Raw genomic sequence first — 23,994 nt, 5'->3', positions numbered from 1 at the left:
CCAGGAAAGCGCACCAACAGCGCCATACGCAGCTGCAAACGCCCGGGCAGTCGGTGCACCACACGAATACCCGGCGAGAGGGCCACCTCCCGTTCGGGCACTGAAGAGAGCGCCGTCACGACGCGTCATTCTCCTGCTGACGGTAGTAATCCAGCTCGGCCTGGAGATCCGCCAGCCGCTCTTTTAACTCTTCCACTTCACCGCGCACCGTGCCCCACGCTTTTTTTGCCGTAGTGGCAACCCCTTGTTGCACCTGCGGATTGGTCAGCAAATACGCAATCGCAGCGCCGGCCACTACGCCGGTCACAAAATGGGTTTTGCTGTTTGCCTGACGATAGGGTGCCGGTGGCGTGGCAGGCGGGTAGCTGGCATAGGCAACCTGTCCGTTCGGCAACTGATAAGCGTAAACATAAGGCATTAAGTGTAAACATAAGGCATATAGGGAGGGGTCATTATTGCGCGCCTTCTTCAGGTTGGTCCTGTAACGATTCACGCCGCTGCATGGCATCGAGCACATAGAGGCTGGCAACACCGGCACTCGCCAATGTCAACCAGGTGAGTAAAGGCCGCCCCGCACTGGCACTGGCGCTGGCCACGGCCATCACCGCCCCGCTCACCACCTTGACAGCGCTTTCATTCAGCATGGTTTCACCACGCTGGTAACGCCGCCACTGTTCGATGCAAGAGGTCGTGGTACCCACCAACGCACCGGCCACGACCGCACGACTGATGGGGCTCAGCGCATCACGGTTGTTGCTCATTCGGCGTCTCTTCAGGCGCAGGAGGTGCTGCGCGCTGGCGCTCTACCGAGGCCTGAAATTCCGCTTTACCCGCCTTCACGGTATCGCGAAAAATGGTGCTACCGGCGGCAACGCTCTCTTTCACGCTTTCGGCTCCGCTGGCAACGGTAGATTTCACCTTATCGCTGCCGGTCTTAAGCAGATCACCTGCACTTGCCAGGGTTTGCGTCAGCGTTTGGCACACACTGTCATTGGTCAACAGCAGCCTGACAGCCGCGCCGATCATCGCCCCCTTCCAAAACTCTTTGTCATCTGCACCGATGGTGCTGAATTCAGGTTTTTCAACAGCCCGGCCTGTTCCCCAATCACATTTTCAACCACGCCTTGTGCATGTGTACTCCAATCTACACCCGGCGTAGCATGATGTCCGTGGTGATGCGGGACCTGAGGTACCGCATTCCCGGGGAACGGATACCCCGGCATCGGATAACCTGGCGGGAAATAGCCGGGAGGCAAGGCGCCGGGGGCAGTCTGCGGATACCATACCGGCTGCGGAGGAAAAGCGCCTTGCACGGCGGGATCGCCTTGCGGCACGTAATAGGGATAGCCATAAGGCGGGAAATAGGGAGCTTGATTCACAGGATTATTATCATTACTCATAACGACCCTCGCTTGACTAAGTTTACTGGGAGAGCACGGCCTGAATTTGCGTCAGCGCCTGCTGTGCGGCGTGATCATCGTGACCAAACAGGTGTGTCAGCAGTGTTGGTGAGAGTTTATTGGCACAATATTCCAGTACCACACTGCCGGTTGCAGCATTGATGCTGCACGTTTTCAGGCACCCATCAGGGTGACACAGCGATTGCAGCGCAGCCAACCTGCTCTGGCTGAGTGCGGAGACCAACCGATTGGTAAAACTGAGGCGAATACGCCCCGGTATATGGTGCGCTACGGTGACGAAACGGCGTAGCGCCATCAAACTCTGCAAATCATCTGCCGCCATAACGGTGACTACAGCCTCCCTTTGCCAACCGACATCAATGCCGCTTCAGCCTCGTGCGACATCAACCCATGCAGCGCGCACAACACGAGGCGACAAGGTTGCCCATGCCACGACGTCAGGAATGTAAATATTTTGCGCGAAGACAACGTCACAATAACGTAACGTTAGGAGAACCACTTAAGATTTATGCAGTTAATTGCAGGTTGTTTGTTTTTTATCAATTCGTGCGATAAACAGAGGTGATAGACACTCTCACTACGATAATGTAAATTGTTATCATTCCAATCCTTACGAGTCGCGGCAACATGTCTCCCTATCTGCATCAAACTCAGAATCGAATTCGCTCCGAATATATTCAGCGCAACCCGGAACGCGTGACCGAAACCATTGCGCAACTGCGTCAGATTGCCGGTGTGCAGGAGATTACGCATCGGCACTATGCCGGCTCTGTGGCGATTTGTTTCGACAGCAAGATCCTGTCTGGCGATACGCTATTGGCGCACATTGAGCCGGAAGGGTGGCTTTCCGTTGCCCGAAACCAAACCTACATCGATCGTTCTCTTCATCGCTACACCCGTTCACTGGCAAAAGGGCTGGCACTGATGACGCTGGATATGGCGATCAAAGGTCCGCTGGTCAAACGCCTGGTGACACTTGTGCGCTAAACGCCGCCGATATAACGAGCGCCACAACGCAACGACAACGTGAAGTATGACGGTATAAATACCGTTTGGGCACCGCGTGCTATATGTGAGAGCATAGCGTATGGTGGTAGCCTTTGTGCCCGTTACACGTATTTGGTTGGAGAAAACATGGAGCTACACCTCTGGCTCACCTTTGTTGGCGTGATTACCGCTTTGATTGCCATTCCCGGCCCGTCAGCGCTGATTAGCATGACGCACGGCTTACGCTACGGCCGTGGACGCGCTGCCGCAACCGTACTGGGAGGCGTAACCACAGCCCTGATACTGATGTCACTTTCGGCGCTGGGATTGGGGGCGGTATTGGCCGCCTCAACAACAGCGTTTATGATCTTGAAAATCGTCGGCACACTCTATCTGATTTGGCTCGGCATTGCCTCATGGCGTTCAGCAGCAAGCGCCCACACGCCCGAACAGGTGCAAACGGAAGCGTCCCCCACGCGCGTTGCGCTGTTCCGTAAAGGCTTTTTAGTCGGTATCAGCAACCCGAAGGATCTGCTGTTTTTTGCTGCGCTATTCCCCAACTTTATCAGCACCACAGAACCTCATGCGCTCCAGTTTGCCATTCTGGCACTGACGTGGGTGCTGTTTGATTTCAGCATTATGTTTTTCTATGCCAGCACAGGACGACGCCTGTCCGGCGTATTCAGTAACCCGCGCCGCATGGCGTTGCTCAACCGCGCCACCGGCGGCGTGTTTATGCTGGCAGGATCGGCATTGGCGATCTCCAGTCGGCAACGACACGGGTCGTTTTCGTATTTCGCTCTCCCGCGCCCAATGGCGCAGGACGACAATATTGACTTTTATGTCTTAGGCTCGACTGATCTCACCGCTGTCGTCATTGAAGGCGATTTCCTCTCCGTGACGCAGTACCTGCGTATGACGCGGTTTATCGATAAGCCCAATGCCGTCGCCAAAATCGCCGCATGAGAGTTTCTGCCGCAGTCCGTGAAGTAAATGCCTTTGATCCAGGCGGGATCCAACTGCACCGTTTCAGAAGGCAACAGTATATTGGCGACAATCACCATTGGCGTATGACAGGGCGTAACCACGCTGTCCGGCTGGTTGTTCAAATGTCGCCAAACCCGTAGACCGACATCATAGATATCGATGTAGCGTTCACGCAGGTAGGTATCTTCAATCCCCTGATACTCCTGCGCCAGCGAGGCGATCACCGCCAGCCACAATGCGTCGACGGGCCTCGGTGCTTGCCGCATCCGCTCGGCGACCGCGTCATACAGCTCGCCATCCTCCAGCATTATGCGCTGCGCCATAAAGATACCCGCTTCCTTGTCAGAAAGACGTTGCGCGGTAAATGCAAACAGTTCATCCAGATCTTGTGCGGCAGCATCAATCGCCCGCGTCAGGAGGGCAACACATGCTCTGTGCGACACACGGTGGCAGTAACAAGCTCACCAACAGGATGTTGCAAGGAACGCGCACAAGGAGCGTCAGTTGCTTCAAGGCGATCGCCAAAATGATTCTGCGCCAGCGACGAGAAGGCATCAATCGCTTGCTGCGCCTGCTCGCCGCTCGCTCGCAGCGTAACTTCGTCGCCGCGTTTGATGGCCAACAGCGCAATGTTATTCACGCTTTTGCCGTTCACCGTCTGAGCGCCTTTCACCAGCTGCACATCGGCATTGTAGCGATTAAGACAAGTAGCAATGGCCGAGGCCGGACGCGCGTGAATCCCCGCAGGGTTTGCCACACGCCAGGAGAAGGTGAGCGCCGACGCGGGCACCTCCGCCGTCAAGGCGACAGGCAAGATGGCCGCCGTTAGCTTATCATCCTGACTCAACTGGTGATATTTCGCCACCAGCGCCTGATGCGCTTCTGTAATGGCCTGGCGGATATCGCCACCGGAAGCCGCCACAACGGCTGCGGCGATCGTCCCCTCAACCAGAGGAGCAGCACAGACGTGCACACGGGTCGCATACTCCTCACCCAGCAGTTCCAGCGCCATGTCAGTGCTTAAAATCGCACTTCCCATGTCGACCATCACCAGCACGCCATCTTCATCTTGCATCTCCTGAATGGCCGTCATCACAGCGATAGGATCGGTGCCAATCGGATTTTCTGGATCATCAATGCCGGCGGCCACCGCAAATTTCACACTGCCGTGCGTCATCTGCGCAGCCAACTCAGCTACCCCTTCCGCCAACCGCTTACTGTGAGAAACCACCACGATATTGACCATTTTCTACAGCCTTACCCAATCGGGTTATCGGGGCATCACATATCCACGACATCACACAGTGTTTTAAACAGCAGGTAGCTGGACGTCGCGCCAGGATCCTGATGTCCGATGGAGCGCTCCCCCAGATAGCTGGCCCGACCTTTTGCCGCGCGCATTGGAATTGTGCTTTTCATTCCCTGCTCCGCTGCTTGCAACGTGTCCGCCAGCGCAGAGGAAAGCGGGCTCTCTTGCCGGGCTTTCAGTGATTCCACAATGGCGCTGAGCGTATCCACCATGGTTTTATCACCGGGATGCGCCATACCGCGCGCAATAATACGTTCTGTTCCCTCTTGGTACATATGGTAGAGATCCGTCACCGTCAGCTCTTCTTTTGCCATGACTGTTTCTGCCGCTTTGATAAAGAAGGTGCCGTACAGCGGTCCGTTGGCGCCGCCGATGGTAGAAAGCAGCACCATGCCGGTATTCTTCATAATGGTGCCGATGTCTTTATCCGCCAGCGTCGGCAGTTTTTCTTTTACCTTCCGAAAGCCGCGGTTCATGTTCAGCCCGTGATCCGCATCGCCGATTTCACGATCCAGATCGGTGAGAAATTCTTGTTGTTCAAACACATCGGCCGCCGCATCTAGCCAGAATATCACCTTGTTTTTCGTTACCACCATCGTCGCACCTCAGTTCTCACCGCACCAACGCCAGACGCAGGCTCCCCCCGCATCTCCGCGAGCTCTGCCGCCAACGGCGGCAGAGCTCCTGACTTAACTACATTTTCCATCTCAGAGCCGGGGTGCTGACCGGGAAATCCCACAGGGAGAGCATTTCGTCATCCGCTTTTAGCAGCGTGATAGAAACGCCTTGCATATCAATCGCGCTGCAATAGGTTCCCACCAGATTGCGCGCAATGTTGATCTGCTTCGCCGTCAAAATTTCCGCCACTTTGCGATAAACGCCATACAACTCCGAGGCTGGCGTGGCCCCCAACCCGTTCACCAACACAATAACATTGTCGCCTGCGTTGAGCGGGGTCGTGGTGCGGGTATCGTCAAGCCATTCACCTTTTTCTCGATCCCATTGGCGCAACGTGCGCACATAGGGCGTGTTATCGAGAATTTCATCCAGCATCGCGCTGACGATAGTGTCACCATCGGTATATTTCTCCCGACGGATACCCGGTTCTCCATGAATACCAATGCCGAATTCGATTTCATCTTCGGGCAGAGAAAAACTGGGCTTACCGGCTGCGGGCACCGTGCATGAGGAGAGCTCGACGCCGATGGAACGGCCCTGATTGGCAATACGCACGGCCAACGCGGCGCACTGATCCAGGCTGTACCCCTCTTCTGCCGCTGCCCCCAGCAGTTTCTCCGCCAGCACGGTGGTCGCGACCCCGCGTCGACCGGCAGTGTACAAACTGTCTTTCACCGCAACGTCGTCATCAATAACCGCCACCTGTACGGCAATACCTTCACCGTACAGCAGTTCAGCGGCGGTCTCAAAATTAAGGATATCCCCGGTATAGTTTTTGATCAGCAGCAGCACGCCATTTTCGTTGCTGACATTCTGCGCACATTCATACATCTGGTCGGGCGTTGGAGAGGTAAAAATATGACCGGGACACGCGCCATCCAGCATGCCGAAACCGACAAACCCGGCGTACATCGGCTCATGCCCGGAGCCCCCACCAGAAATCAGCGCCACTTTGGGCTTGTCCGAGCGTCGGCAAACATAGAAAGGCTCGGTGTTAACCGTCAAATCCGGGTGTGCGAGTGCGAAACCTTCAAGCTGTTCTCTGACAACATCATCAACCTTGTTGATTAGCTTTTTCATGACCCTTCCTCTTTGATGACCGCCCTTTCGCTGGGGAAAAGACGATTTCCATGGGTGAGCGGAGTTCCGCCCGTTAGGCAAAAACAGGTAAAAATTTGTAGCACGGCGCACCGATGCCACCGCCGATCAGCGGACCGACAATCGGCACCCAGGCGTATTCCCAGTCAGAATGCCCTTTGTTTTTAATCGGCAGCAGGGCATGAGCGATTTGTGGTCCAAGATCGCGCGCGGGGTTGATGGCATAGCCTGTGGGGCCACCCAACGACAAACCGATGCTGTAAACTAGAATCCCTACCGCGAACGGACCAAAACCGGAGGCGATTCCGTTGTGCGAATTAAAAATCCCCAGTACGCCAAAGACTAAAACAGCCGTATCGATAATTTCTGTGACCAAGTTCCACTTAAAGTCGCGTACCGCAGGCCCGGTGGAAAAGGTCGCCAGAATCAGGCCTGCATCTTCGGTGACGTCGTAGTGACGTTTGTAAGTCAGATAGCCGAGAAAAGCGCCAATACACTGAGCAACAACGTAAGCCAATGCCATGCTGCCATACAGCCACATTCCAAAGGTGACCGCCGGGTTCAGATGCGCACCGCTCACCCAGCCCGTGATATACGCGGCGATGGCGACGGCAAATCCCCATCCGGCAGTAATAACGATCCAGCCGCTATTGCCCCCTTTGGTTCGTGCCAGTACCACGTTGGCCACTACACCGTTGCCAAGCAGTATCAGCACCATAGTGCCAATCAATTCTGCAAGAAAAATGTTCATCGCTGTTTCCTTTCGTTTTAGGTTGAGGGGTTACCCACGTGACTTAACGAACACGATGAGAGTAGGAAGCCGAATCTAGCCTGTAAAAAATATTTTTATGTTCAATTCAGGAACATTCCTGAATATAAAAACGTTCCAATAAGAAACATAAAAAGAGCGAAACGCGATTTTATTTGATGCCAGTCAAACTGTGACAAAAGTTGTGTAGTGGCTCACACTCTTGCAGAGTAAAAAATAAAAACAATGAAATTTAATTAATTAAGCATAGCTATTGTTTTTATGCAACAGTCACTCGTTGTTGACGACACAGGTCACAGAACAAACGAAATATTTCTAAAATGAAACATAAATACGCTACATATTTTCCACTGGCTACGCGCTAAAGAAGATACCTGTGACACGCTCTGAATTGAAAACCCTTTGGCACGATTTCATCACACCCGATCCGATAAAATATGCCGATGCCGCCAGCATGGAACATCTCACGCTAAAACCCTACATCGCCGAATCCTGGCTGCGTTGCCGCCGACAACAGCGCCATGATCATTGGTCAACGCCACTCTACGCCAAAGGCATTACTTTCGAGTCTCTGTGCCGTAACCGTGCCGAAATGATCAATATCTCTTCTCCGATACTGGAGGACATTTTGCCTATCTCACTACCACGGAATGTGCCTTGCTGCTGACCGATGAAACGGGATGCACACTGAGCTTTCACGCAACCCCCGCCATGAGCCAACGGCTGATGGCGTTAGGGATTGGTGAGGGCATTTACTGGCGGGAGGGTATGATGGGGAACAATGCCGTCACTACGGCACTTCTGTTGCATGAACCTGTGAGTCTGCAAGGATATGAGCATTTCAATCAGTCCCTGCACCAATTCGCCTGTTTCGCCACCCCAATTTTCGACAGCTACAGCGCTGTGATGGGCGCGGTTGGGCTGATTCTGCTGGACGAAAGCGACACAGTTTCGGCACTGGTGCATTCTACCGCGCAGCAAATCAGTGCAAAATTGCATGCTGATATGATTCTGGCGGAATCCAACCAACATTTAAGTGAAGTGCACGCCTTACTGGATGGTGTTGAAGAAGGCGTTCTCGCTTGGGATCATAAGGGCACAATCCTCTATCTGAACAAAAATGGCAGCGACCTGCTCAATGTTAAGGGTGAGAAGTTATTGGGGAAAAACATTCAAGATACGCTGACATTACCGCAGCGTATCACCCATGCCATCACAGAGAACCGGGATGTTTACCTGTTCGAAACCGCCGTTGAATTCCAGGGCGCTTTCATCGCGCTGGCGATGTCGCTTAAAATTGTTAAAGGCGTTGCCAATACCCCGATCGTTACATCGCGCTGTTGCACCCGATTGATCACATTCGAGAATTGGTTCATCGCCACGGCGGTGCTTATGCGCGTCTGACATTTGACGATCTTGATTATGTCGGCACATCCAGCGCCATTCGGCGTGTGGTACGCCTTGCCCAACCAGCAGCCAAGGGACGTGGTTCCGTGCTGCTACATGGAGAAGAGGGGCTTGGCAAAGCCTATCTGGCGCAGGCCATTCATAATGCGAGCGAGCGTCGGGACAGGCCCTTTATTACCATCAACTGCAAGGCCATACCGCGTGAGGCAATGGCGAGCGAATTTCTTGGCAGTCAGGCTTATGCGGATAAACCGTCTATTTCAAAATTTGAATTGGCTAAAGGCGGCACCTTGCTATTAGAAAATGTCGAGTATCTGACACATGAAGTACAAACGGCGTTATTACAATTGTTGAAAACCGGGCTGCTCAACAAAGCGAACCAGATGCTGGTGCCACTGGATGTCAGGTTGAGCACCACCACAGATGTGGACATCAATCAGTTTGTTGAGGAAAACCGCTTTCGCCGTCATCTGCTGTACGAGTTGCAATCGTTCGATATTCATGTGCCTGCTTTACGGGAGCGCAAGAGACCAACCTTCAGCCCCATTCGTTGCAAGATATGGAACGAGATGCACTTATTCAGGCGGCTGTTCGCTGCCGGGATAAGGCCTCGCAAATGGCTTCAACGTTGAAAATCGGCCGCACATCCCTGTGGCGTAAACTCAAACTGTTTAGTATCAATCTGGCTGATTACAAGACACGTTGAACACCCTCAGGGCAGGAAGCCGCTGCAAGATATTCAACGATATTGCGTACCCTAAGCGCAGCGGTAATCTGCGTCGACGGAATAGTCACCCTGAATGTTTCAAGACGCATCAATAAATCGATCATCTCGACCGAATCCAATCCCAATGTGACGAGTAAACTGTCCTCCAACCCAATGCGGTCAATAGGGATGCCGCTCACCTGATAAATCAATTCCTTTACCAGGTGCTCATTGTTACTCCCGTTTATCACACCCTCATCCTCGTGACATTTGCGTTGATAAGGAGCGCCTTACTCCCGGCGTGGTGGTAAAAACCCGAGAACCGCGTTTTAGCCCATATTTCTCGACCAGCGCTTGAGCGCTACGGCTCAGTTGGAAAAAGTCTTCATGCAATTGCATCTTACGAAATGATTCATTGATATAGGCCTGCTGCATATCACTTTGTACTTCAGTACCGGCCTCGGCGAGGAATGCCCGTTCCAGGAAGTGCTCCAGCGTTTGGGTATACAGCCCGCCCGCCTTCAGGATCAGCTTATTAATGCTCGCCGTTTCCTTTTCATTTTCCTTAACTTCTTCGCCAAGTCAGCGTTTAAGCAATGTTAAATCAGTCATGTTGATACCTGATGAGGAACTCCCCGCTGAAGAGGCTAAATCCGAACGACTCGCTGTCTCTGTCAGGTGAAGGTCATCATTCGCCGCGTGCCCATTCTCAGCAATCGCAGCGGAAAGATCGGTGCCTGATTCTACGATACGTTCCCAGTGATGCCAGGGGGTTAATGTTCTGCTTGCGCGACAGCGTACCAATGTTGAAATTCTCCAGTGGCGAACGCGGCGGCGACATGGTCGATATACCGGAGCCAATAGAACTACTGGTTGAAGGACGTCGTTTGACCTGACTGTCAGGTACAAAATCCCTTTCAACCGTCGGAGCTGAGGGCTCCACGTTACCAGTTTCCTGGGAGAAGGCCTGTGCCACAGCAGCGTTCAATGATGAAGAATAGGCTGCGGGTAACACCATGTTGGGGACGCGCTGCGCATCAAGCTGACTGTCCGATGAGGAGTGAGTAGCACCATGCCCATTAGGCAGCGTCGAGTATGCCGGTAAATCTTGCGAACTGATACCATTCAAGCGGCTTAGCAGCGGGTAGCGACTAAAAAAACTCGGCGAGGCCTCGCGGCGCTCGCCCATCGTGGCAATCAGATCTTTTAAAAACAAAAAGCATTGATCTTTATTAAGTTTATCTGATGCCAAAAGCTTTTCTGTCATCGAACTCCAAGGATCGGGCGGCGTAGTTGGTGTATTCCCACCGTAAGATGTCGCCGTAGCATTACCACCATAAACAGTAATATTTCCGGGTGAGGACGACATTTTCGGTGTTTGGTGTCCGTTTATGTTGCTCTCTGCGTCTGCCGTTCCTGCCGCTTTTTCCGAAGTACTCGGTTTTCCGGCACCAATAGGAGCCTGCCGCCGTAGTGCCAATGGGATCGATGCGACAGCATCAAAAACCTTCATGCACCCAAAGCGCATAAAAGCCCCATGGATTTCCTCGCGATCCTGAATAGCAGATTTTGCCTCTTTGGCAATCCCCATGACCTCATCATCAATGATGTTAAAACACATACGGATAGTGGTATCAAAAATCTGCTCAATATTCTCGCGTGCCTCGTCACGATCGGTGACGTTATGATACTCACACCAGGCATTGATCGATTGATTGAGCATATGCGCGGTGAGGTCTTCCAATATCTCTTTGCCGTAGGTTTGAAGCAGCGGAGAAACCTCTACCCAAAATTGTTTATCATCATTGCTAATATTTTTTATCTGCTTTTTTAGACTGATTTTTGTGTCTGTTTCATTCTGTTCATTTTTTATTTCGGAAGAAAGATGGTCACATAATTTTTGATAACACACTTTTTCTGTGGATGAGAAATTTTCAGCCTTAGTAGAAAGCATACCCAATATACTTTTAAAAATCTCACGAGATTCAACTGTCGTCTTGGCATCACGTAACTCTTCAGGAAGCGAGGCCTGCGACTGAGTATGGATGAAACCATATACGCATCCGACTTTATCTGGGGCTTTAATGAAATCCTTCACGGCTAGTGCAACATCTTCATTAGCACACCCAGCAATATTATCAGTTATATTTTCAGGCTGGGATAATTCTCTATTCATTCGATGATACACATCAGCCTGTATATATCGCCAGAAACCTGGACTTTGTAGAAAAAACGAACAAGATCGCGTTCAGAATAATGAACCAGATAGCTCCTGTAACTTTCCAACCCTTTATCCATAAACAAGGTGACTGACGATGTATCATTAAAATTGATATTATTATTTTCGACAAACCTCAACATATTCTGTGTTACAGGCATCATAACAAAGGCAGTCATAATCAAAGCAATGCCATTCAAGGTTAACGTTGAAGGAACTTGTTGAATTCCCAACGCGTTACGAACCATGATAAGCACAATGGAGAATTTTATAAAACAGATTCCACCGGCGATAATAAAAGGTAGCAGTGTAAAAAAGGAAAGAAGTATAATTAATGAAACATCATTACTCAGCATAAGTTGAATCCAGTTGCCCCGTTGCAGCGCCGTGCATACTATTTACCTCAACTGCCAACGAGCCGTCATCCAATACAACCAACTCACCGCGAGCAAACAGTTTGCGATTCAGGTAGATTCTGATTTTTTTTCTGCATTATTATTTAACGGTAACTGCGCGCCCGGTTGCAGGCTATCCAATTCGCCGACAGTAAGTGTTACGGTGTCTAATACAAACTCGATATTCACAGGCAAGTTCATCCATTCAAATGTCATTTCATCGTCTTCTCTCAGCGCATCATCTGAATCCGCGATGTAATATTCCCCCACAAAAACCTCCAGGTTCTGAGTTAAACAAAAATGGGCAATTGGACAACGCTCAATAAGCAACATGGGATTGTAATATTCAATACGAATCAGATCGCCCTGCTCCACTCCCACCAATTGAGTGAGCACCAAGCGACTACTGCCCAACATGTAGCACAGTGTAAAAGGGGGTTTTTCAAGCCAGGGTCGAGATATACGTAGCGCTTCATCTTGATCCTCAGACCAGGTACAACAAAGTAAAGAACAGGGTTTAGCCGGTAATCGCGTGAGTGAAATGGGCAACAACGATTCTGAGATCGATACCTGTTGAATTGCCCAACGTTTATCCGCAACCCACCATTCAGATTGGTGATGGCATAGCCAACGAGAAAGATAGCCAAGTGGCACTTGCCCCCAAGCAATACCAGGCAATTCACACCCACTCGACGCAGCCCAGTCGTCAGCATCCACCCATGCTTGTGCGTAATTTTGTTCCTCGTCAGTCAAATCAAGGCTAAGGTAACGTCGAGAGGAGCTAGGCAACGCAATTTCACTGCCAGGAACATGTATGGCATTTCCCCGGGCCACAGTAACCTGCCGTGCTCTTCGACGTAACCGGTCCCGTAAATTCATTATTGCTCCTCTTCCTGGTCTCGTTGCTGCTGTCGTTCCCCCTGTTCATCTCCCATACAGTCAGGGGGCAAAATGTGCGGTGTCTGCTTTGGCCAGTGCTCAAGTTGTCTTGATAATGCGTCAGACGCACGCACATCTGACGGTTGTAGAGTCATCAAGCCTTCATACAGACTGTCACGTCGTAGCGACACCTTGACTGAATGTTCACCAAACCAACGTTGGAACGGATAATTGATCCTTACCGTTTGCTCGTCACTACGCTCTCCAAGCCGCAGTGCATTCAATCTTTCTTGTTGTGTCACCGAGGCAAAAGGTGTGGTCACTTGCTCATTACGCTGAGGGCGAGAAACATCATATTGCACGGTGATGTCATGCATTGAACGCACAGCAAGCACAGATTCCCCTTGGGTAAAAACATTCGAGAATACGACTTGTCCAACACTGCAACATCAGTTATCTCTGGGGCCTTGCCATTCAGTTGGTTAAAAAAAGAAGCGGACCTTAGTTGTTCGTCTCCGCTTGCAGCCGCAGCAGTTACAATAGTGGCAGGCTTAGGCGCACCGACATCTGCGGTATGAAGGCCTTGTACTAAAGGTGCTATTACCTTGGTTCCCTTGTGATTTAGTACCATGGATGAATCGGGCATATCGTACTGGCGGGTTCGCAAATCTTGCACCAGGTGCTTCTGTTGCTGTTCTTGCACCAGTACGCCATCCTTCTTCAGATTCAACGGCTTGTTATGCAAAATTGCTGTGTAGTAATGCAAGCATGTAACATTCTCTGAGCCTTGTATTTCCTTCTTTTTCTTCTTACTCTCGACCCTCTTTTCAATGGATATATCGCTCTCAGAGGCTATTTCCGATGACATCTGTAATTCTATTGATGCTTCACCTGTTTTTATCTCCATAACTCACGATCTCCTCAATATCATTTTCAGCATTTATATCTGCTCGCCGTAGCACGTCACGCCGTATGCGTTGAAGATTACGTGCAATATTGCGCTGCCTTTTTTCACACTCGACTATCGCATTCTGATATTTCTCTATTTTCTGTTTTTCAATTTCCGCATCATTCTGTAAATCAATAATGCGTTGAGCAATATCTTGCTGACAGCTCAGCAATACACCTTGCTGACGAATACGCTGATACATTTCGCTACGACTTAGAACCCCCGGTGACATCAATTGAGCAATCGAATTATCTATTTCCTTATAATTTTGTTGATATTTACAAATATCCTGAGTAACATTTTCCAATAGCACTTCACTCTTTTTTTATCATGTCTGGCACGTTCCTGTTTATGTCCCAGCAAAGCCAGAAAAGCGTTTCCTTTACGCCAGGCATTCATACAGATTATCCAAACAGATTGTTATCTCTGTTTTCTGATTCATGTCCTGTTTAAGAAAATTTTCCATACCTTCTTTTTTATTCAGCGCAGTGTCATTTTCAACGTTATCTCCAGGCTGGTACTCACCCAGATCCAAGTACAATTGCATATCACGTTGCCGAAACAACAATTCTCGGAAACGTGCGGCAGCACGCTGCTGCTTTGATTGTATGATATTAAGGAACACTCGGCTGACACTTTGTAAAATATCAATCGCTGGATAATGCGCTTGAGCGGCAAGTTTATTACTCAGATAGATATGTCCATCAAGAATAGAGCGAACTTCATCACCAATAATATCCGGCTCCTCTTCATTTTCAATCAATACTGTATAAAATGCTGTTATTGAACCGTATTGAAAACGTCCAGGTCGTTCCAGCAATTTGGGTAAAGCTTCAAACACAGATGCAGGATAACCACGCCTGGCCGGCATTTCCCCCATACTAAGCGCTGTATCACGTAGAGCGCGAGCATAACGAGTAATTGAATCAATAAATAACAGAACATGTTTTCCTTTGGCACTAAAATATTCCGCCACACGTGTCGCTATCTGCGCAGCATTGTAGCGTTCAATACACGATCTGTCTGATGTGGCATATACCAGCACAATCTGCGAGCATCGTGAGGATTGTTTTAATGTTTCAATAAACTCAGTAACTTCACGCCCGCGTTCTCCGATAAGGCCAATAACATAAATATCCGCTTCGGAATGTTCAACCAGCATACTCATTAATGACGTTTTACCACAGCCCGCAGCGGCGAAAATTCCCATTCGTTGGCCCAAGCCGCAAGTGAGCAGTCCATCAATAGCACGTATACCAGTCACTAACGGCGTATCAATGGACCAACGCTGGGTAAAATCTTTAGGTTCTCCCTGAACAGCCAGCACGTCATTCACGACAGGTTCACGCAATACTTTTGCATCCAGTCGACCTCGGGCATTCCCCATAGCGTCAAGAATAGCGCCAGCAATATCGTCATTAAGCGCAATCCTGAACGGTTTACCTGTTGGGTAGAGTACATTACAACGAGAAAAGTCCTGATTGTCATTTAGAAGACTTAGTAGCGTGTACTCATGATTAAACCCAATTACTTGCGCAAGCCCTACTTTCGTTGAATCCTGGAGAGAATACTGAACCTCGCACACCTCACCGATATAGGTATCAGGTAAATAGGCTTCTATCACATTCCCTTGAATTCTTACTGGGTGAGCAAGATGGACAAAGCTTTGAGCGACCATGATTGCACTCCCATTATCAATTTAGTGCCGTACGGTACTGCTGCAGCACGGTTAAAAAGCTATCAAGCATCTCCATGAATGCCGATGCCGATTCAAAATGCTTTTCTTTTACCTGAGCTCGAAGATCTAAAGCATTATCAACTTGATACAAACAAGGATGCCCAGCATGAAAGATGTCCTCGTTATGAGCCAGTAGCAATGGGAACAAGTTGGCGCTGCAATAACTGAGTGTGGAAAGATTTACTTCCCCCAATTGTACCCAAACCCAAATTTCTTCATCATTGTTCTTGATATGGATCGTGGGAATATCATCTTTCATATGCAACGATATCGTTGAATGATTATTCAGATCTTTATCAAAAACATCTGACATTCCAACCTTAGCTAAAATCTCGGTCAGCAACGCGACAACATCATATTGCATAATTCACCTTTTAATTTTGTAGTAAACCAATCACATCAATGTCCACGCTTTGTGAAATCTCACCGAATGAGAGTACATCCATTTCAGGATAATGTTCTTCAACTAATTTTTTCACAAATCGTCGAATATCCAAAGAAACCATCAAAATAATATCTCTGGTATTGACGCCGTTGCCATGAATACTTTCTTCCAAACAATGCATAATTCGCTCGGTTTCTAGTAGTGGCAGGTTGATGAAAGTCCCTCCTGATGTCTGCCGGATACCGTTACGTACTACCGCTTCCATCTCATGCGACATCACAAACGTGCGAATTTTCCCTTCCGTCGAAAAACGATTCGATATATATCGAGATAAAACACCACGTACATGTTCTACCAACATTATGGGATCTTTTTCTTTCGGTGCCCACTGTACCAATGCTTCAAGAATTAACCTCATATTTCTGATTGAAATACGTTCTTGTAGCAATCGTTGAAAAACCTCAGTAATACGTTGAACAGTATTATTCCTGTAACACTCCTTGAGTAATTCTGGATATTTCTTATCAAGATCGTCAAGAAGCATTTTTGCCTCTTGAATGCCGAAAAACTCGGTAATATTTCGCGCCAGTAGAGTCGATGCACAAACGTAAAATTCATCCTGTGCGTTACGCGTATAGAACCCAAGACTATGCGCTTTTTTGCACTGCATTTCCGGTAGCCAATAAGTTTTCACCTGATCAATTTCATTAACCTGAACACTGCTGTCCAGAACCTGATACTCATCCCTGCGCAACAGGATCTTGTGCATACCAGGAAAGAGTGGGAATGTGGCTGCCTCAATCTCATTAATCGAAATAACTATGGTATTAGGCGGGGTATCACTTTTATAATTCATCACAATGTCAGGTAAACGGACCCCATACTCGATAAAAAAATGGCGTTTCAAATATGAGGAAAAACCATATTGATCCAATATCCTTTCATGTCCAGAAAACGCAGTAACAATCAATGGAATGGTTTCAGGTATAAACTCGCCATCAATCACAACCGGTTTACCCTTCTCTTCAGCCTCGTTATCTCTCTGATCTAAATTTGATGTAACATCTCCTCGCCGTTTTTCATTCAGTCTATGTTTTATATAGAGTCCCAACAGCAGTGCTGCCAATAATATAAATATGGGTAATGGGAAACCAGGCAGCAGACCTAGCGCAATCGCGAGAACAGCGGTAACGACCAGGATAAATTTATTGGAAAACATATCCTGGATAATTTTAGATCCCAGATTATTGTCTTCGTTATTGTTGACGCGAGTAACAATCAAACCACCGCTGATAGAAATCAGGAGTGCAGGTATCTGCGCAACCAGCGCATCACCTATCGTCAACAGAGTGTAGACGGAGAGCGCTGTCGACATACTCATTCCGTGCTGCATTATCCCAACAGAAATACTGCCCAATAGGTTAACAAATATGATAACGATCCCTGCAATTGCATCACCTTTGATAAACTTCATGGCACCATCAAGCGCCCCATAAAGTTGACTTTCTGCCTCTAATACTGTTCGCCGCTGCCTCACTTCATTTTCGTCAATTACTCCTGCTTTAAGATCGGCATCGATGCTCATTTGTTTCCCAAGCATCGCATCGAGAGAAAAACGCGCAGCAACCTCAGCAATACGCTCCGAACCTTTAGTAATAACGATAAACTGAACAATGGTGACGATAAAGAAAATAACAAAGCCAACAATAAGGTTGTCAGCGATAACAAACTCACCAAAACTGGCAATGATTTCCCCCGCGTCGGCATTCATCAACACTAAACGGCTTGTACTGATAGATATTGCCAATCGAAAAATAGTACTAATCAATAAAATAGCAGGAAACGAAGAGAAATCGAGAACCCGGTTGATGTAAAACGATCCTAAAAATATCATCAATGCCATGGTCAAATTAAAACCAATGAGAAAATCGACCACATATGTAGGCAAAGGAATAATGAGCATAACCACTACAAGAATCATTATCAATAAAATAATGAGTTCAGGACGATTTCTAATCTGGATAATAAAATTGTATAGCATCATCTTTCAACGCCATGAATGTATTAAAGTAAGCGGATATTCGCATCAGGTACAGTAATCAGACCACGGCCCTTGTCTCCGCTCTTTTTCGTGAAAAGAAGTGAGCAAAGAAGAAATAAAGTTCAATAGGTACTGACGACATGTAGGATCAATGTACATTCTTTCTGGTGTTTTATTATAGATCCCTCTCAATATCTGTATCACCGTTGCTCTTTGTTTTAACAACAAACTTCGCATAAAATCATGGTTAAATGAATAAAGTGACTCTTCAAATTTGTGACTTTCAACAATGCCATTCAGATAAAGCATGACAATATCATTTTCATCCATTATTCTAATTTCATTTTTTAAACTTTCACGAAACGACAGCACAGAAATTTTTTCATTTAATAGTAAATCCAATGTATGAATGGTTCTTGCATCAGATATTCTGTCACTTAGCGGGCCAAATTCATCAAAATGGATGCCTGGCTCGGTTGATTTCATATCTGCAATAAGTGCATTTATGGTGAAAGCCAATAAGCGCTGCCTGTTATGACACCCGTATTGCTCTATCCAGTCCTGATAAACAAAGCTGCCAGGCAGATCCAATTCTAAGAAACGTAAGTAACAGGCACGCAGCTCTCGAGCAAAGAGATGTTGTTGACCGTCATGTCTGCTAAATCGTTTGGCGAGACGACCAATGTTCATACCGGAACGCATTTTAGGACAATCTGCGAACTTTTCGAGATCGGCCATCGCCTCTTTTATCCTTTTCTTTTGCACGGCAGAGAGTTGGCGGCTGAGCATCAACTCGCGTAATGCCAGCATCAGATCGCTGTCATTTGGAAAAAGGCTTCTCCCATATATCAGCAGCCCATCACGGTTTAATGACAACTTAGAGACTTGCTTAATCAAAGCATCATTCTTTTCGTCGGCCTTTTCTTCTAACATGGAAGAAAGAAAGTCATTATCAACATTGTCATTTCTGCGTCCCGTTCGGCTGAAACGTCCGAATGTGCTCAATACATCGGCAAACTCTTCCGCAGCATTACTGATCTGTTCTTACAGATTAGTAATGGGCAGGTGTTCACCATCATCACTGGTGGTCTCCGGCACCTTACCATTGCTGTCCTCCTCCCTGAAATCCATGCGCGGGAGGCCAGTGCGTCCAAGGGAAGGAATCTCCATCGGTACTCCTTAGTGCTGTTCATAAATTGCCGCAGCATGGATACGGTTGACTGCAATGTTGCCGTATCCTCACCGGCAAGGTTTCGGCCCAATACAGGATTATTCTCCCAGCGCCCTTGCCAGGTTTCACCGTGCGCCAGCAATCGTGGCTGAATCAGAAAAAGCCGTACCATGTTTCTATGGCTGATGTAGGTGTAATCAAACAACTCTCCCAATAAAGGAATCTCTTTTAGCAACGGGATTCCCATACCGTGTTGTTCATCCTGTTCAAGGCTATAACCACCAATCAATAAGCTGTATCCCATTGGAACCCGTGCAGTCGTACTTATTTGCGTATTGTTCACAACAGGAAGCGTATCGATAGTCTCCATGAGCCCATTGACCTGTGGTATTTTTCCGTCTTGAATATTAAGTATCATCTCTATTTCTTGGCTTTTTTTGCCCAAACGCAGAATAATACTGATCATGGTGCCAAAAGTCACTTTCTCTAAGGATGAATAACGCTCCCCCAACAAGCGAGTATAGAAACTACTGTTATTATCAAACAGTGCAGGAACATTCTCCTGAGTCAAAAGCTCTGGTCGAGAAACTACCTGGGCATTCCCTTTTGCAATCAACGCACTCACCTTTGTCAGAAAGTTCATGCTGCTCGTTGGATTCAATGCGCTCGTGGCACCATTAAAATTAATACCAACACTTCCTATATTTGCTTAACCTTGCCAGGCCACCCCTAAGTTTTCAATATCATCTTTTGAGATATCAATAATCCATAGTGACAATTGGATCTGCTGTTTAGTAATATCAATAGCACTAACTAGATCTTCAACAAAGGCAACCTGCTTTTCTGTTCCCTGGATAAGTAAACTATTTGTATCCGTATAAGCAACAATATTGATTGCATTTCCTTCTGTACTGTTTGACATGTCATCCTGGCGAGTCTGCGGATTCACCCTACCATTAGATACAGGAAGTAAATCCCCCATTCGACGGAGATATTCTCCTTCACGGAGGTCTCGAACTTCGCTTTGCGCAGTAACAGGAAAACCGGACAGGGTTATATTAGCACTATTTTGTTTTTTTCCATTATTGAGCAATTGATTTAATACTGTAGCAACACCGGGAATAGTTATCGGTGCATCTCGCAGTGAAAATACTCGATCGTTGACAAAGGTATTTCTCAACGTGGTAACTCGGATAACACTCGCCCCTGTTCCTGGCTGAGAATAAGTGCCATCAATATATTTTGCTGCTGCTGCCACTAATTCAACATAAACGGGAGACCCCTATAAATAAAATGAACCCGCTCCACTATGGGAGCGGGGAGGAAAACGAGAGTCATACAATCCAGTCGACTGTAAGTAGGCTTCCAGACGATTAAATGGAGCATAAGCAAGCTTAATGACACGACTCTGTATCTCATTGACATCATAGATATAAATAGAACTACCATCGTCATACCAGAGTAATACAATACGCGCTGACAATTCATTTAACAACTGGCGCGGATTCGTCAAATCAAAGTTACCGGAAATACGTTTTTTTGCAGCCTCAGTGCTAACAATAATGGGTTTTTCCAGAACACCACCAAGCACATAGAAAAGCTGCTGCACACTATTATTATTAGCAACATAGGTCGTTGTATTATCTGCTGAAAAAGCGTCCCTGCTGTTCAGTTCATCATTGAGCGCCGAACTCTTTACCGGGAGTGCCCCGAGACAGGAAAACCGATACTTATTCCTGTAATCAGCAACAATACATAAAAATCCATTTTACCCATTCTATTCATTAAGAAAGCCTTCTAAATTCTTGAACTCCCTGGGGGTAATACCAAAAAGTGTTTTAATTTCCGTTGAAAAATGAGATGACGACGCATAGCCATTATTCCAGGCCACGGTAGCAATGGATTCATCATTCTCAATCAGTTGTAATGCGCTGTATGCAGCTCTCCACATTCTGAGTTGTTTTTTCGAGCCACAGGTAAAAGCGTTATAACAAAGTTTTCTAAAATAGGATTCGGAAACCCCATACTCCTTACATGAGTTGTAGAGTTTATGTGACTTCATACTTTTGCTATTATCAAGAACCTGATCCAATAAGAACTGGGCAACCCAATAACTCTCAATACTGCGAATAAAATGACATAATTTATTGATAACATCCGTATCACTGATAAAGTCGCGGCAAAACACCAAATCCATAAAGCTCATTTACGCGTTGTCAATGACTGCGCAGAAGCTCTTTTCTGTTTCGAATAAAACCTTATGTTGTAAAGGCGCAACATTAGCACCCCATAGTCGTGAAGACTCTTTGAACCGATACTCAGTGAAAGCTAAAAAGGTCGCCAGTTGTGTAATCAATGATCTTCCGACTAACCATTTCCCATGAAGCGATAACTCAATAGCACTATTCGACACCAACACCGCAGATTGCTCCCCCGTAAAGGTTACTCTTTCTCAACCATTCATAATTGAAAAGGTGAACGATGACTCCGGTGATAATGGTCTAATGAAGAATAATGAATCATTAACTTTCAAGATTTCATCAGTAATTACCGAGTCTTCAACCATTGCATTATACCCAGGGTTGTATTTACAATTCGGGAAGCTTGTATTAGTAGCAATACTCTTATTCTGAAGTTCTCTAGACATAGTGACCTCTGTTTAATTCGCATGACATTTATAGAAAATTGCGTCAGCCATACTGAACGGCGCAGCTCATACGCGCTAGAATAATAGTGAGCCCACGACAGAAATGGGTGCGGTTCTGTAGAGCGAGAATATTCACTTAAAAAAAGTTGGTCAAGAGACATCAAAAAATGTAAAAATAAATTAATCAAGATAATATAAATATCATAAATATATTTCCACCCATACAATAAAAACACATCCAAATCCAGTAATCATGAAATTTTACATTTATATAAGCAGGATGATAGCCAGAAATAACTAATTGATATTAAAATAAAAAATAAGAAAGCATCACATTAAAACTCAATTAAAAATTGATAATTAATTCAATAGAACAAACAATAAAAATATCAAAAAAACTTAGCAGTATATCATGGCCATATTAGATTATCTCGCTACTATGTTCCTACGTTTTTTGCCTAAACCTCGAGTAACATGCAGAACATCAGAATTATATTTTGGATAAATGATACCGAGAAAAATAAGAATAGCAGAACTGAAATAGAAAACACTTTTCTTCACACATAGAAAGTCATCATTGTTATCTCGCATGACATCATTATTGTGCATGAAGAGTAAGGCACCTTAAGCGTCGCCACTAATCAAATTAAAGAACAAACTATTTAGGGTAACCCTATGGATGAGAAATACATTGATGATGATGCAGTATTAAATACAGAACAGTTTACACTAAAAATTCTTTTTAGCCCGATGTTTGGTTGTGAGTTGAGCCTGCCAGCTGATGACTATTTTTTTAATATTCATCCTGGAATAAACCAGCATAACGTAAGTATAGATACGCAAGAAGAAGTTGCGAACATGGCATCCTTTACTTGCAAAACGTTATACATACCTTGCGACATAAACTCCCCCAATTTGCTGCTACACCTGACGAAAGAATTGGAAACTGATGGCACCTCCGGATATCTGGTTGATATACTTAATCCCGAGGATTCACAATCAGCGCTCATTGAAGAAAATATTGTTTTTCAACATAAAAACATACAATTAGCATTAAAAAAACATGACACCCCTTGGTCTGAGGAAATATTAAGCTGTGGTTGGTCCAAAGTCGATAAAACAGTTTCAACATCTGAAATAGCTGTAAAAGGAAAAAACCAATAAAATTTAAAGCATATTTATGTTATTGCTTTGCTCTGACAATACTATTTACTTTCGGTCTTATCGCTTAGTATAAATACTCACAGCAGATTAACAAGGTTTTTTCGCTCAACGCGGCACTCGCAGGCTCCCCTGTGCCGTTAAAGATAATAAAGTCCAACAATAATATTTATGTTTTCGGAGAGGGATATCAAGAGATCGCTTGGCTACATGAGGTACTCTATAAACTGAATGAAGTCAACAATGTTACACCAATCTGGGCGCAAAAAACACGAAAAGAGGTGGTAAAGAATTTACATTCCAAGGGTTTTCCTGCTTTACGATTAGATTTAACCCAACCCGAATATCCTCGGCTATATACATACAGAAAACTAAATAGTGAACAGGAAACGTCATTGAAAACACAGGCACATCAGATACTACCTTATGCAAAGCGTATAGATGTTTTTTTAAAGATAAGGAATCTCTCGTAAAGCAAGCTCAGCATGGACTTGAACGTATTCAGATTCCCTATCGCTGTGTTACGACTGACACCGGATTTGCGCTGATTGTGAGAGATGATCTCAGTGACAATACAATAAACTCGCTAAACATTTTTATCTCTGATTTTTATAATCAATGGGGAGATCAGATCGTTGACTTTTCGATCAACATGAATGAAAACATCCTAAAAAACAAATCTTACCTTAATGCAAAAGAGGGATATCTCTTTATATCCCCTCAATACTGGTATTTTCCACTTAACAAAAGAGACATGAATTATGGCTGATTATACCCCCCAACACATTGACAATATTTTTTTCGACAAGATGTCTGGCGAGTTTGAAAACGGAGCAAAAACCTTAATGAATTATTTGAACGAAGCCAAGGAAGCTCTCACCGCAGATCCTTCTAACCCATCCGTTTTAGCTGCATACCAGTCAAAATTACAAGCTTATACGCTTTTTAGAAACGCATAAACAAGCACGATAAAAGCCTATAAGGATATCGGCGCAGCCATTATTCAGAACTTCCGTTAACACTGTCTTGATTGCCTTTTATTACATTA

Annotated in this window: 31 protein-coding genes and 3 pseudogenes; 10 read left to right on the top strand and 24 right to left on the bottom strand. The window is 46.5% G+C overall.

Annotated features, from left to right (window positions below; all coding sequences use genetic code 11):
- Positions 1-115 precede the first annotated feature (115 nt).
- Genes ACMZI0_RS17965 through ACMZI0_RS17945 form a run of 5 tightly spaced genes read right to left on the bottom strand, consistent with a single transcriptional unit; the run spans position 116 to position 1,743 of the window.
- Positions 116-418, bottom strand: coding sequence for a YtxH domain-containing protein (locus ACMZI0_RS17965; RefSeq protein ID WP_415673972.1), 303 nt, complete (start codon positions 416-418; stop codon positions 116-118).
- Positions 419-452: 34 nt separating this feature from the next.
- The gene (locus ACMZI0_RS17960; protein WP_415673971.1) at positions 453-761 is read right to left on the bottom strand and encodes a hypothetical protein; all 309 of its coding nucleotides are present in this window, start codon (positions 759-761) and stop codon (positions 453-455) included.
- Positions 745-1,026: a hypothetical protein gene (locus ACMZI0_RS17955; protein WP_415673970.1), complete on the bottom strand. Its 282-nt coding sequence runs from the start codon at positions 1,024-1,026 to the stop codon at positions 745-747. The genes ACMZI0_RS17960 and ACMZI0_RS17955 overlap by 17 nt, the downstream gene beginning before the upstream one ends.
- Positions 1,023-1,400, bottom strand: a complete 378-nt coding sequence (locus ACMZI0_RS17950) for a hypothetical protein (RefSeq protein ID WP_415673969.1) — start codon at positions 1,398-1,400, stop codon at positions 1,023-1,025. Before ACMZI0_RS17950 ends, ACMZI0_RS17955 begins: the two co-directional genes overlap by 4 nt.
- Before the next feature lie 22 nt (positions 1,401-1,422).
- On the bottom strand, positions 1,423-1,743 hold the full coding sequence (locus tag ACMZI0_RS17945) for an HMA2 domain-containing protein (RefSeq protein ID WP_415673968.1): 321 nt from the start codon (positions 1,741-1,743) through the stop codon (positions 1,423-1,425).
- A 305-nt stretch (positions 1,744-2,048) separates the two neighbouring features.
- Between ACMZI0_RS17945 and ACMZI0_RS17940 the strand changes: the two genes are divergently transcribed.
- Positions 2,049-2,408 (top strand): hypothetical protein, encoded by a 360-nt coding sequence (locus ACMZI0_RS17940; protein WP_415673967.1) that lies wholly within the window; start codon positions 2,049-2,051, stop codon positions 2,406-2,408.
- A gap of 147 nt (positions 2,409-2,555) precedes the next feature.
- A pseudogene (locus ACMZI0_RS17935) lies at positions 2,556-3,179 on the top strand (LysE family translocator); the annotation flags it as partial.
- Between the two features lie 68 nt (positions 3,180-3,247).
- Here the strand turns inward: ACMZI0_RS17935 and ACMZI0_RS17930 are convergent.
- The 5 genes from ACMZI0_RS17930 to ACMZI0_RS17910 all read right to left on the bottom strand — a co-directional run bounded on the left by ACMZI0_RS17930 (position 3,248) and on the right by ACMZI0_RS17910 (position 7,231).
- Positions 3,248-3,838 carry a phosphoenolpyruvate-utilizing N-terminal domain-containing protein gene (locus tag ACMZI0_RS17930; RefSeq protein ID WP_415673966.1) on the bottom strand — a complete coding sequence of 197 codons (591 nt, stop codon included), beginning with the start codon at positions 3,836-3,838 and terminating at the stop codon, positions 3,248-3,250.
- Positions 3,808-4,641, bottom strand: a complete 834-nt coding sequence (gene dhaM / locus ACMZI0_RS17925; RefSeq protein ID WP_415673965.1) for a dihydroxyacetone kinase phosphoryl donor subunit DhaM — start codon at positions 4,639-4,641, stop codon at positions 3,808-3,810. The genes ACMZI0_RS17930 and dhaM overlap by 31 nt, the downstream gene beginning before the upstream one ends.
- Before the next feature lie 35 nt (positions 4,642-4,676).
- A complete protein-coding gene (gene dhaL, locus ACMZI0_RS17920; RefSeq protein ID WP_415673964.1) occupies positions 4,677-5,300 on the bottom strand; it encodes a dihydroxyacetone kinase subunit DhaL in 624 nt (207 codons plus the stop codon).
- Positions 5,301-5,397: 97 nt separating this feature from the next.
- Entirely contained in the window at positions 5,398-6,462 is a 1,065-nt protein-coding gene (dhaK, locus tag ACMZI0_RS17915) for a dihydroxyacetone kinase subunit DhaK (RefSeq protein WP_415673963.1), read from the bottom strand.
- 73 nt (positions 6,463-6,535) lie between these two features.
- The gene (locus ACMZI0_RS17910) at positions 6,536-7,231 is read right to left on the bottom strand and encodes an MIP/aquaporin family protein (RefSeq protein WP_415673962.1); all 696 of its coding nucleotides are present in this window, start codon (positions 7,229-7,231) and stop codon (positions 6,536-6,538) included.
- Between the two features lie 394 nt (positions 7,232-7,625).
- On the opposite strand from ACMZI0_RS17910, the gene ACMZI0_RS17905 reads away from it, so the two are divergent.
- From ACMZI0_RS17905 to ACMZI0_RS17890, 4 genes are read left to right on the top strand one after another with little or no spacing between them, the layout of a single operon-like run.
- Positions 7,626-7,916: a hypothetical protein gene (locus tag ACMZI0_RS17905; RefSeq protein ID WP_415673961.1), complete on the top strand. Its 291-nt coding sequence runs from the start codon at positions 7,626-7,628 to the stop codon at positions 7,914-7,916.
- Positions 7,907-8,653: a PAS domain-containing protein gene (locus ACMZI0_RS17900; protein ID WP_415673960.1), complete on the top strand. Its 747-nt coding sequence runs from the start codon at positions 7,907-7,909 to the stop codon at positions 8,651-8,653. The genes ACMZI0_RS17905 and ACMZI0_RS17900 overlap by 10 nt, the downstream gene beginning before the upstream one ends.
- Positions 8,617-9,288: a sigma 54-interacting transcriptional regulator gene (locus ACMZI0_RS17895; RefSeq protein WP_415673959.1), complete on the top strand. Its 672-nt coding sequence runs from the start codon at positions 8,617-8,619 to the stop codon at positions 9,286-9,288. Before ACMZI0_RS17900 ends, ACMZI0_RS17895 begins: the two co-directional genes overlap by 37 nt.
- The gene (locus tag ACMZI0_RS17890; RefSeq protein ID WP_415673993.1) at positions 9,234-9,362 is read left to right on the top strand and encodes a hypothetical protein; all 129 of its coding nucleotides are present in this window, start codon (positions 9,234-9,236) and stop codon (positions 9,360-9,362) included. The genes ACMZI0_RS17895 and ACMZI0_RS17890 overlap by 55 nt, the downstream gene beginning before the upstream one ends.
- Here the strand turns inward: ACMZI0_RS17890 and ACMZI0_RS17885 are convergent.
- The 14 genes and pseudogenes from ACMZI0_RS17885 to ACMZI0_RS17820 form a co-directional block, all read right to left on the bottom strand.
- Positions 9,347-9,613 (bottom strand): acyl carrier protein, encoded by a 267-nt coding sequence (locus ACMZI0_RS17885; protein WP_415673958.1) that lies wholly within the window; start codon positions 9,611-9,613, stop codon positions 9,347-9,349. The genes ACMZI0_RS17890 and ACMZI0_RS17885 overlap by 16 nt on opposite strands.
- A 4-nt stretch (positions 9,614-9,617) precedes the next feature.
- Positions 9,618-9,797, bottom strand: a complete 180-nt coding sequence (locus ACMZI0_RS17880) for a hypothetical protein (RefSeq protein WP_415673957.1) — start codon at positions 9,795-9,797, stop codon at positions 9,618-9,620.
- Positions 9,798-10,071: 274 nt separating this feature from the next.
- Complete coding sequence (locus ACMZI0_RS17875; RefSeq protein WP_415673956.1) at positions 10,072-11,538, bottom strand: hypothetical protein; 1,467 nt, start codon at positions 11,536-11,538, stop codon at positions 10,072-10,074.
- 38 nt (positions 11,539-11,576) lie between these two features.
- Positions 11,577-11,936: pseudogene (locus ACMZI0_RS17870) on the bottom strand (EscR/YscR/HrcR family type III secretion system export apparatus protein); the annotation flags it as partial.
- 108 nt (positions 11,937-12,044) lie between these two features.
- Positions 12,045-12,854, bottom strand: a complete 810-nt coding sequence (locus ACMZI0_RS17865; RefSeq protein WP_415673955.1) for a FliM/FliN family flagellar motor switch protein — start codon at positions 12,852-12,854, stop codon at positions 12,045-12,047.
- Positions 12,854-13,177, bottom strand: a complete 324-nt coding sequence (locus tag ACMZI0_RS17860) for a hypothetical protein (RefSeq protein WP_415673954.1) — start codon at positions 13,175-13,177, stop codon at positions 12,854-12,856. The genes ACMZI0_RS17865 and ACMZI0_RS17860 overlap by 1 nt, the downstream gene beginning before the upstream one ends.
- The gene (locus ACMZI0_RS17855) at positions 13,174-13,761 is read right to left on the bottom strand and encodes a hypothetical protein (RefSeq protein WP_415673953.1); all 588 of its coding nucleotides are present in this window, start codon (positions 13,759-13,761) and stop codon (positions 13,174-13,176) included. Before ACMZI0_RS17855 ends, ACMZI0_RS17860 begins: the two co-directional genes overlap by 4 nt.
- Entirely contained in the window at positions 13,742-14,110 is a 369-nt protein-coding gene (locus ACMZI0_RS17850) for a hypothetical protein (RefSeq protein WP_415673952.1), read from the bottom strand. Before ACMZI0_RS17850 ends, ACMZI0_RS17855 begins: the two co-directional genes overlap by 20 nt.
- A gap of 75 nt (positions 14,111-14,185) precedes the next feature.
- Entirely contained in the window at positions 14,186-15,481 is a 1,296-nt protein-coding gene (gene sctN / locus ACMZI0_RS17845; protein ID WP_415673951.1) for a type III secretion system ATPase SctN, read from the bottom strand.
- Between the two features lie 16 nt (positions 15,482-15,497).
- The gene (locus tag ACMZI0_RS17840) at positions 15,498-15,905 is read right to left on the bottom strand and encodes a hypothetical protein (protein ID WP_415673950.1); all 408 of its coding nucleotides are present in this window, start codon (positions 15,903-15,905) and stop codon (positions 15,498-15,500) included.
- Positions 15,906-15,915: 10 nt separating this feature from the next.
- Positions 15,916-17,967, bottom strand: a complete 2,052-nt coding sequence (locus ACMZI0_RS17835; protein WP_415673992.1) for an EscV/YscV/HrcV family type III secretion system export apparatus protein — start codon at positions 17,965-17,967, stop codon at positions 15,916-15,918.
- Between the two features lie 45 nt (positions 17,968-18,012).
- Positions 18,013-18,972 carry an HrpJ domain-containing protein gene (locus tag ACMZI0_RS17830; protein WP_415673949.1) on the bottom strand — a complete coding sequence of 320 codons (960 nt, stop codon included), beginning with the start codon at positions 18,970-18,972 and terminating at the stop codon, positions 18,013-18,015.
- 185 nt (positions 18,973-19,157) lie between these two features.
- Positions 19,158-20,891 (bottom strand): annotated as a pseudogene (sctC, locus tag ACMZI0_RS17825) (type III secretion system outer membrane ring subunit SctC); the annotation flags it as partial.
- 24 nt (positions 20,892-20,915) lie between these two features.
- The gene (locus ACMZI0_RS17820; protein WP_415673948.1) at positions 20,916-21,335 is read right to left on the bottom strand and encodes a helix-turn-helix domain-containing protein; all 420 of its coding nucleotides are present in this window, start codon (positions 21,333-21,335) and stop codon (positions 20,916-20,918) included.
- A 1,125-nt stretch (positions 21,336-22,460) separates the two neighbouring features.
- On the opposite strand from ACMZI0_RS17820, the gene ACMZI0_RS17815 reads away from it, so the two are divergent.
- The 4 genes from ACMZI0_RS17815 (at position 22,461) to ACMZI0_RS17800 (ending at position 23,905) form a co-directional block, all read left to right on the top strand.
- A complete protein-coding gene (locus ACMZI0_RS17815) occupies positions 22,461-22,949 on the top strand; it encodes a PrgH/EprH family type III secretion apparatus protein (RefSeq protein WP_415673947.1) in 489 nt (162 codons plus the stop codon).
- 86 nt (positions 22,950-23,035) lie between these two features.
- Positions 23,036-23,419: a PrgH/EprH family type III secretion apparatus protein gene (locus tag ACMZI0_RS17810; protein WP_415673991.1), complete on the top strand. Its 384-nt coding sequence runs from the start codon at positions 23,036-23,038 to the stop codon at positions 23,417-23,419.
- The gene (locus ACMZI0_RS17805; RefSeq protein WP_415673990.1) at positions 23,341-23,715 is read left to right on the top strand and encodes a PrgH/EprH family type III secretion apparatus protein; all 375 of its coding nucleotides are present in this window, start codon (positions 23,341-23,343) and stop codon (positions 23,713-23,715) included. Before ACMZI0_RS17810 ends, ACMZI0_RS17805 begins: the two co-directional genes overlap by 79 nt.
- On the top strand, positions 23,708-23,905 hold the full coding sequence (locus tag ACMZI0_RS17800) for an EscF/YscF/HrpA family type III secretion system needle major subunit (protein WP_415673946.1): 198 nt from the start codon (positions 23,708-23,710) through the stop codon (positions 23,903-23,905). The genes ACMZI0_RS17805 and ACMZI0_RS17800 overlap by 8 nt, the downstream gene beginning before the upstream one ends.
- Positions 23,906-23,994 lie beyond the last annotated feature (89 nt).

Origin of the sequence: Symbiopectobacterium sp. (genome assembly GCF_047692315.1) — a bacterium.
In the GTDB taxonomy this organism is placed as follows: Bacteria; Pseudomonadota; Gammaproteobacteria; order Enterobacterales; family Enterobacteriaceae; genus Symbiopectobacterium.
Note: the sequence above shows the minus strand (reverse complement) of the source record. Positions and strands in the feature narration are given on the sequence as shown.

Bases quoted from the DNA above. Each gene is read 5' to 3' on its own strand.
- ACMZI0_RS17965 (WP_415673972.1), bottom strand. From the start codon at position 418: ATGCCTTATGTTTACGCTTATCAGTTGCCGAACGGACAGGTTGCCTAT.
- ACMZI0_RS17960 (WP_415673971.1), bottom strand. From the start codon at position 761: ATGAGCAACAACCGTGATGCGCTGAGCCCCATCAGTCGTGCGGTCGTG.
- ACMZI0_RS17955 (WP_415673970.1), bottom strand. From the start codon at position 1,026: ATGATCGGCGCGGCTGTCAGGCTGCTGTTGACCAATGACAGTGTGTGC.
- ACMZI0_RS17950 (WP_415673969.1), bottom strand. From the start codon at position 1,400: ATGAGTAATGATAATAATCCTGTGAATCAAGCTCCCTATTTCCCGCCT.
- ACMZI0_RS17945 (WP_415673968.1), bottom strand. From the start codon at position 1,743: ATGGCGGCAGATGATTTGCAGAGTTTGATGGCGCTACGCCGTTTCGTC.
- ACMZI0_RS17940 (WP_415673967.1), top strand. From the start codon at position 2,049: ATGTCTCCCTATCTGCATCAAACTCAGAATCGAATTCGCTCCGAATAT.
- dhaM (WP_415673965.1), bottom strand. From the start codon at position 4,641: ATGGTCAATATCGTGGTGGTTTCTCACAGTAAGCGGTTGGCGGAAGGG.
- dhaL (WP_415673964.1), bottom strand. From the start codon at position 5,300: ATGGTGGTAACGAAAAACAAGGTGATATTCTGGCTAGATGCGGCGGCC.
- dhaK (WP_415673963.1), bottom strand. From the start codon at position 6,462: ATGAAAAAGCTAATCAACAAGGTTGATGATGTTGTCAGAGAACAGCTT.
- ACMZI0_RS17910 (WP_415673962.1), bottom strand. From the start codon at position 7,231: ATGAACATTTTTCTTGCAGAATTGATTGGCACTATGGTGCTGATACTG.
- ACMZI0_RS17880 (WP_415673957.1), bottom strand. From the start codon at position 9,797: ATGCAGCAGGCCTATATCAATGAATCATTTCGTAAGATGCAATTGCAT.
- ACMZI0_RS17875 (WP_415673956.1), bottom strand. From the start codon at position 11,538: ATGAATAGAGAATTATCCCAGCCTGAAAATATAACTGATAATATTGCT.
- ACMZI0_RS17865 (WP_415673955.1), bottom strand. From the start codon at position 12,854: ATGAATTTACGGGACCGGTTACGTCGAAGAGCACGGCAGGTTACTGTG.
- ACMZI0_RS17855 (WP_415673953.1), bottom strand. From the start codon at position 13,761: ATGGAGATAAAAACAGGTGAAGCATCAATAGAATTACAGATGTCATCG.
- sctN (WP_415673951.1), bottom strand. From the start codon at position 15,481: ATGGTCGCTCAAAGCTTTGTCCATCTTGCTCACCCAGTAAGAATTCAA.
- ACMZI0_RS17840 (WP_415673950.1), bottom strand. From the start codon at position 15,905: ATGCAATATGATGTTGTCGCGTTGCTGACCGAGATTTTAGCTAAGGTT.
- ACMZI0_RS17835 (WP_415673992.1), bottom strand. From the start codon at position 17,967: ATGCTATACAATTTTATTATCCAGATTAGAAATCGTCCTGAACTCATT.
- ACMZI0_RS17820 (WP_415673948.1), bottom strand. From the start codon at position 21,335: ATGGATTTGGTGTTTTGCCGCGACTTTATCAGTGATACGGATGTTATC.
- ACMZI0_RS17815 (WP_415673947.1), top strand. From the start codon at position 22,461: ATGGATGAGAAATACATTGATGATGATGCAGTATTAAATACAGAACAG.
- ACMZI0_RS17800 (WP_415673946.1), top strand. From the start codon at position 23,708: ATGGCTGATTATACCCCCCAACACATTGACAATATTTTTTTCGACAAG.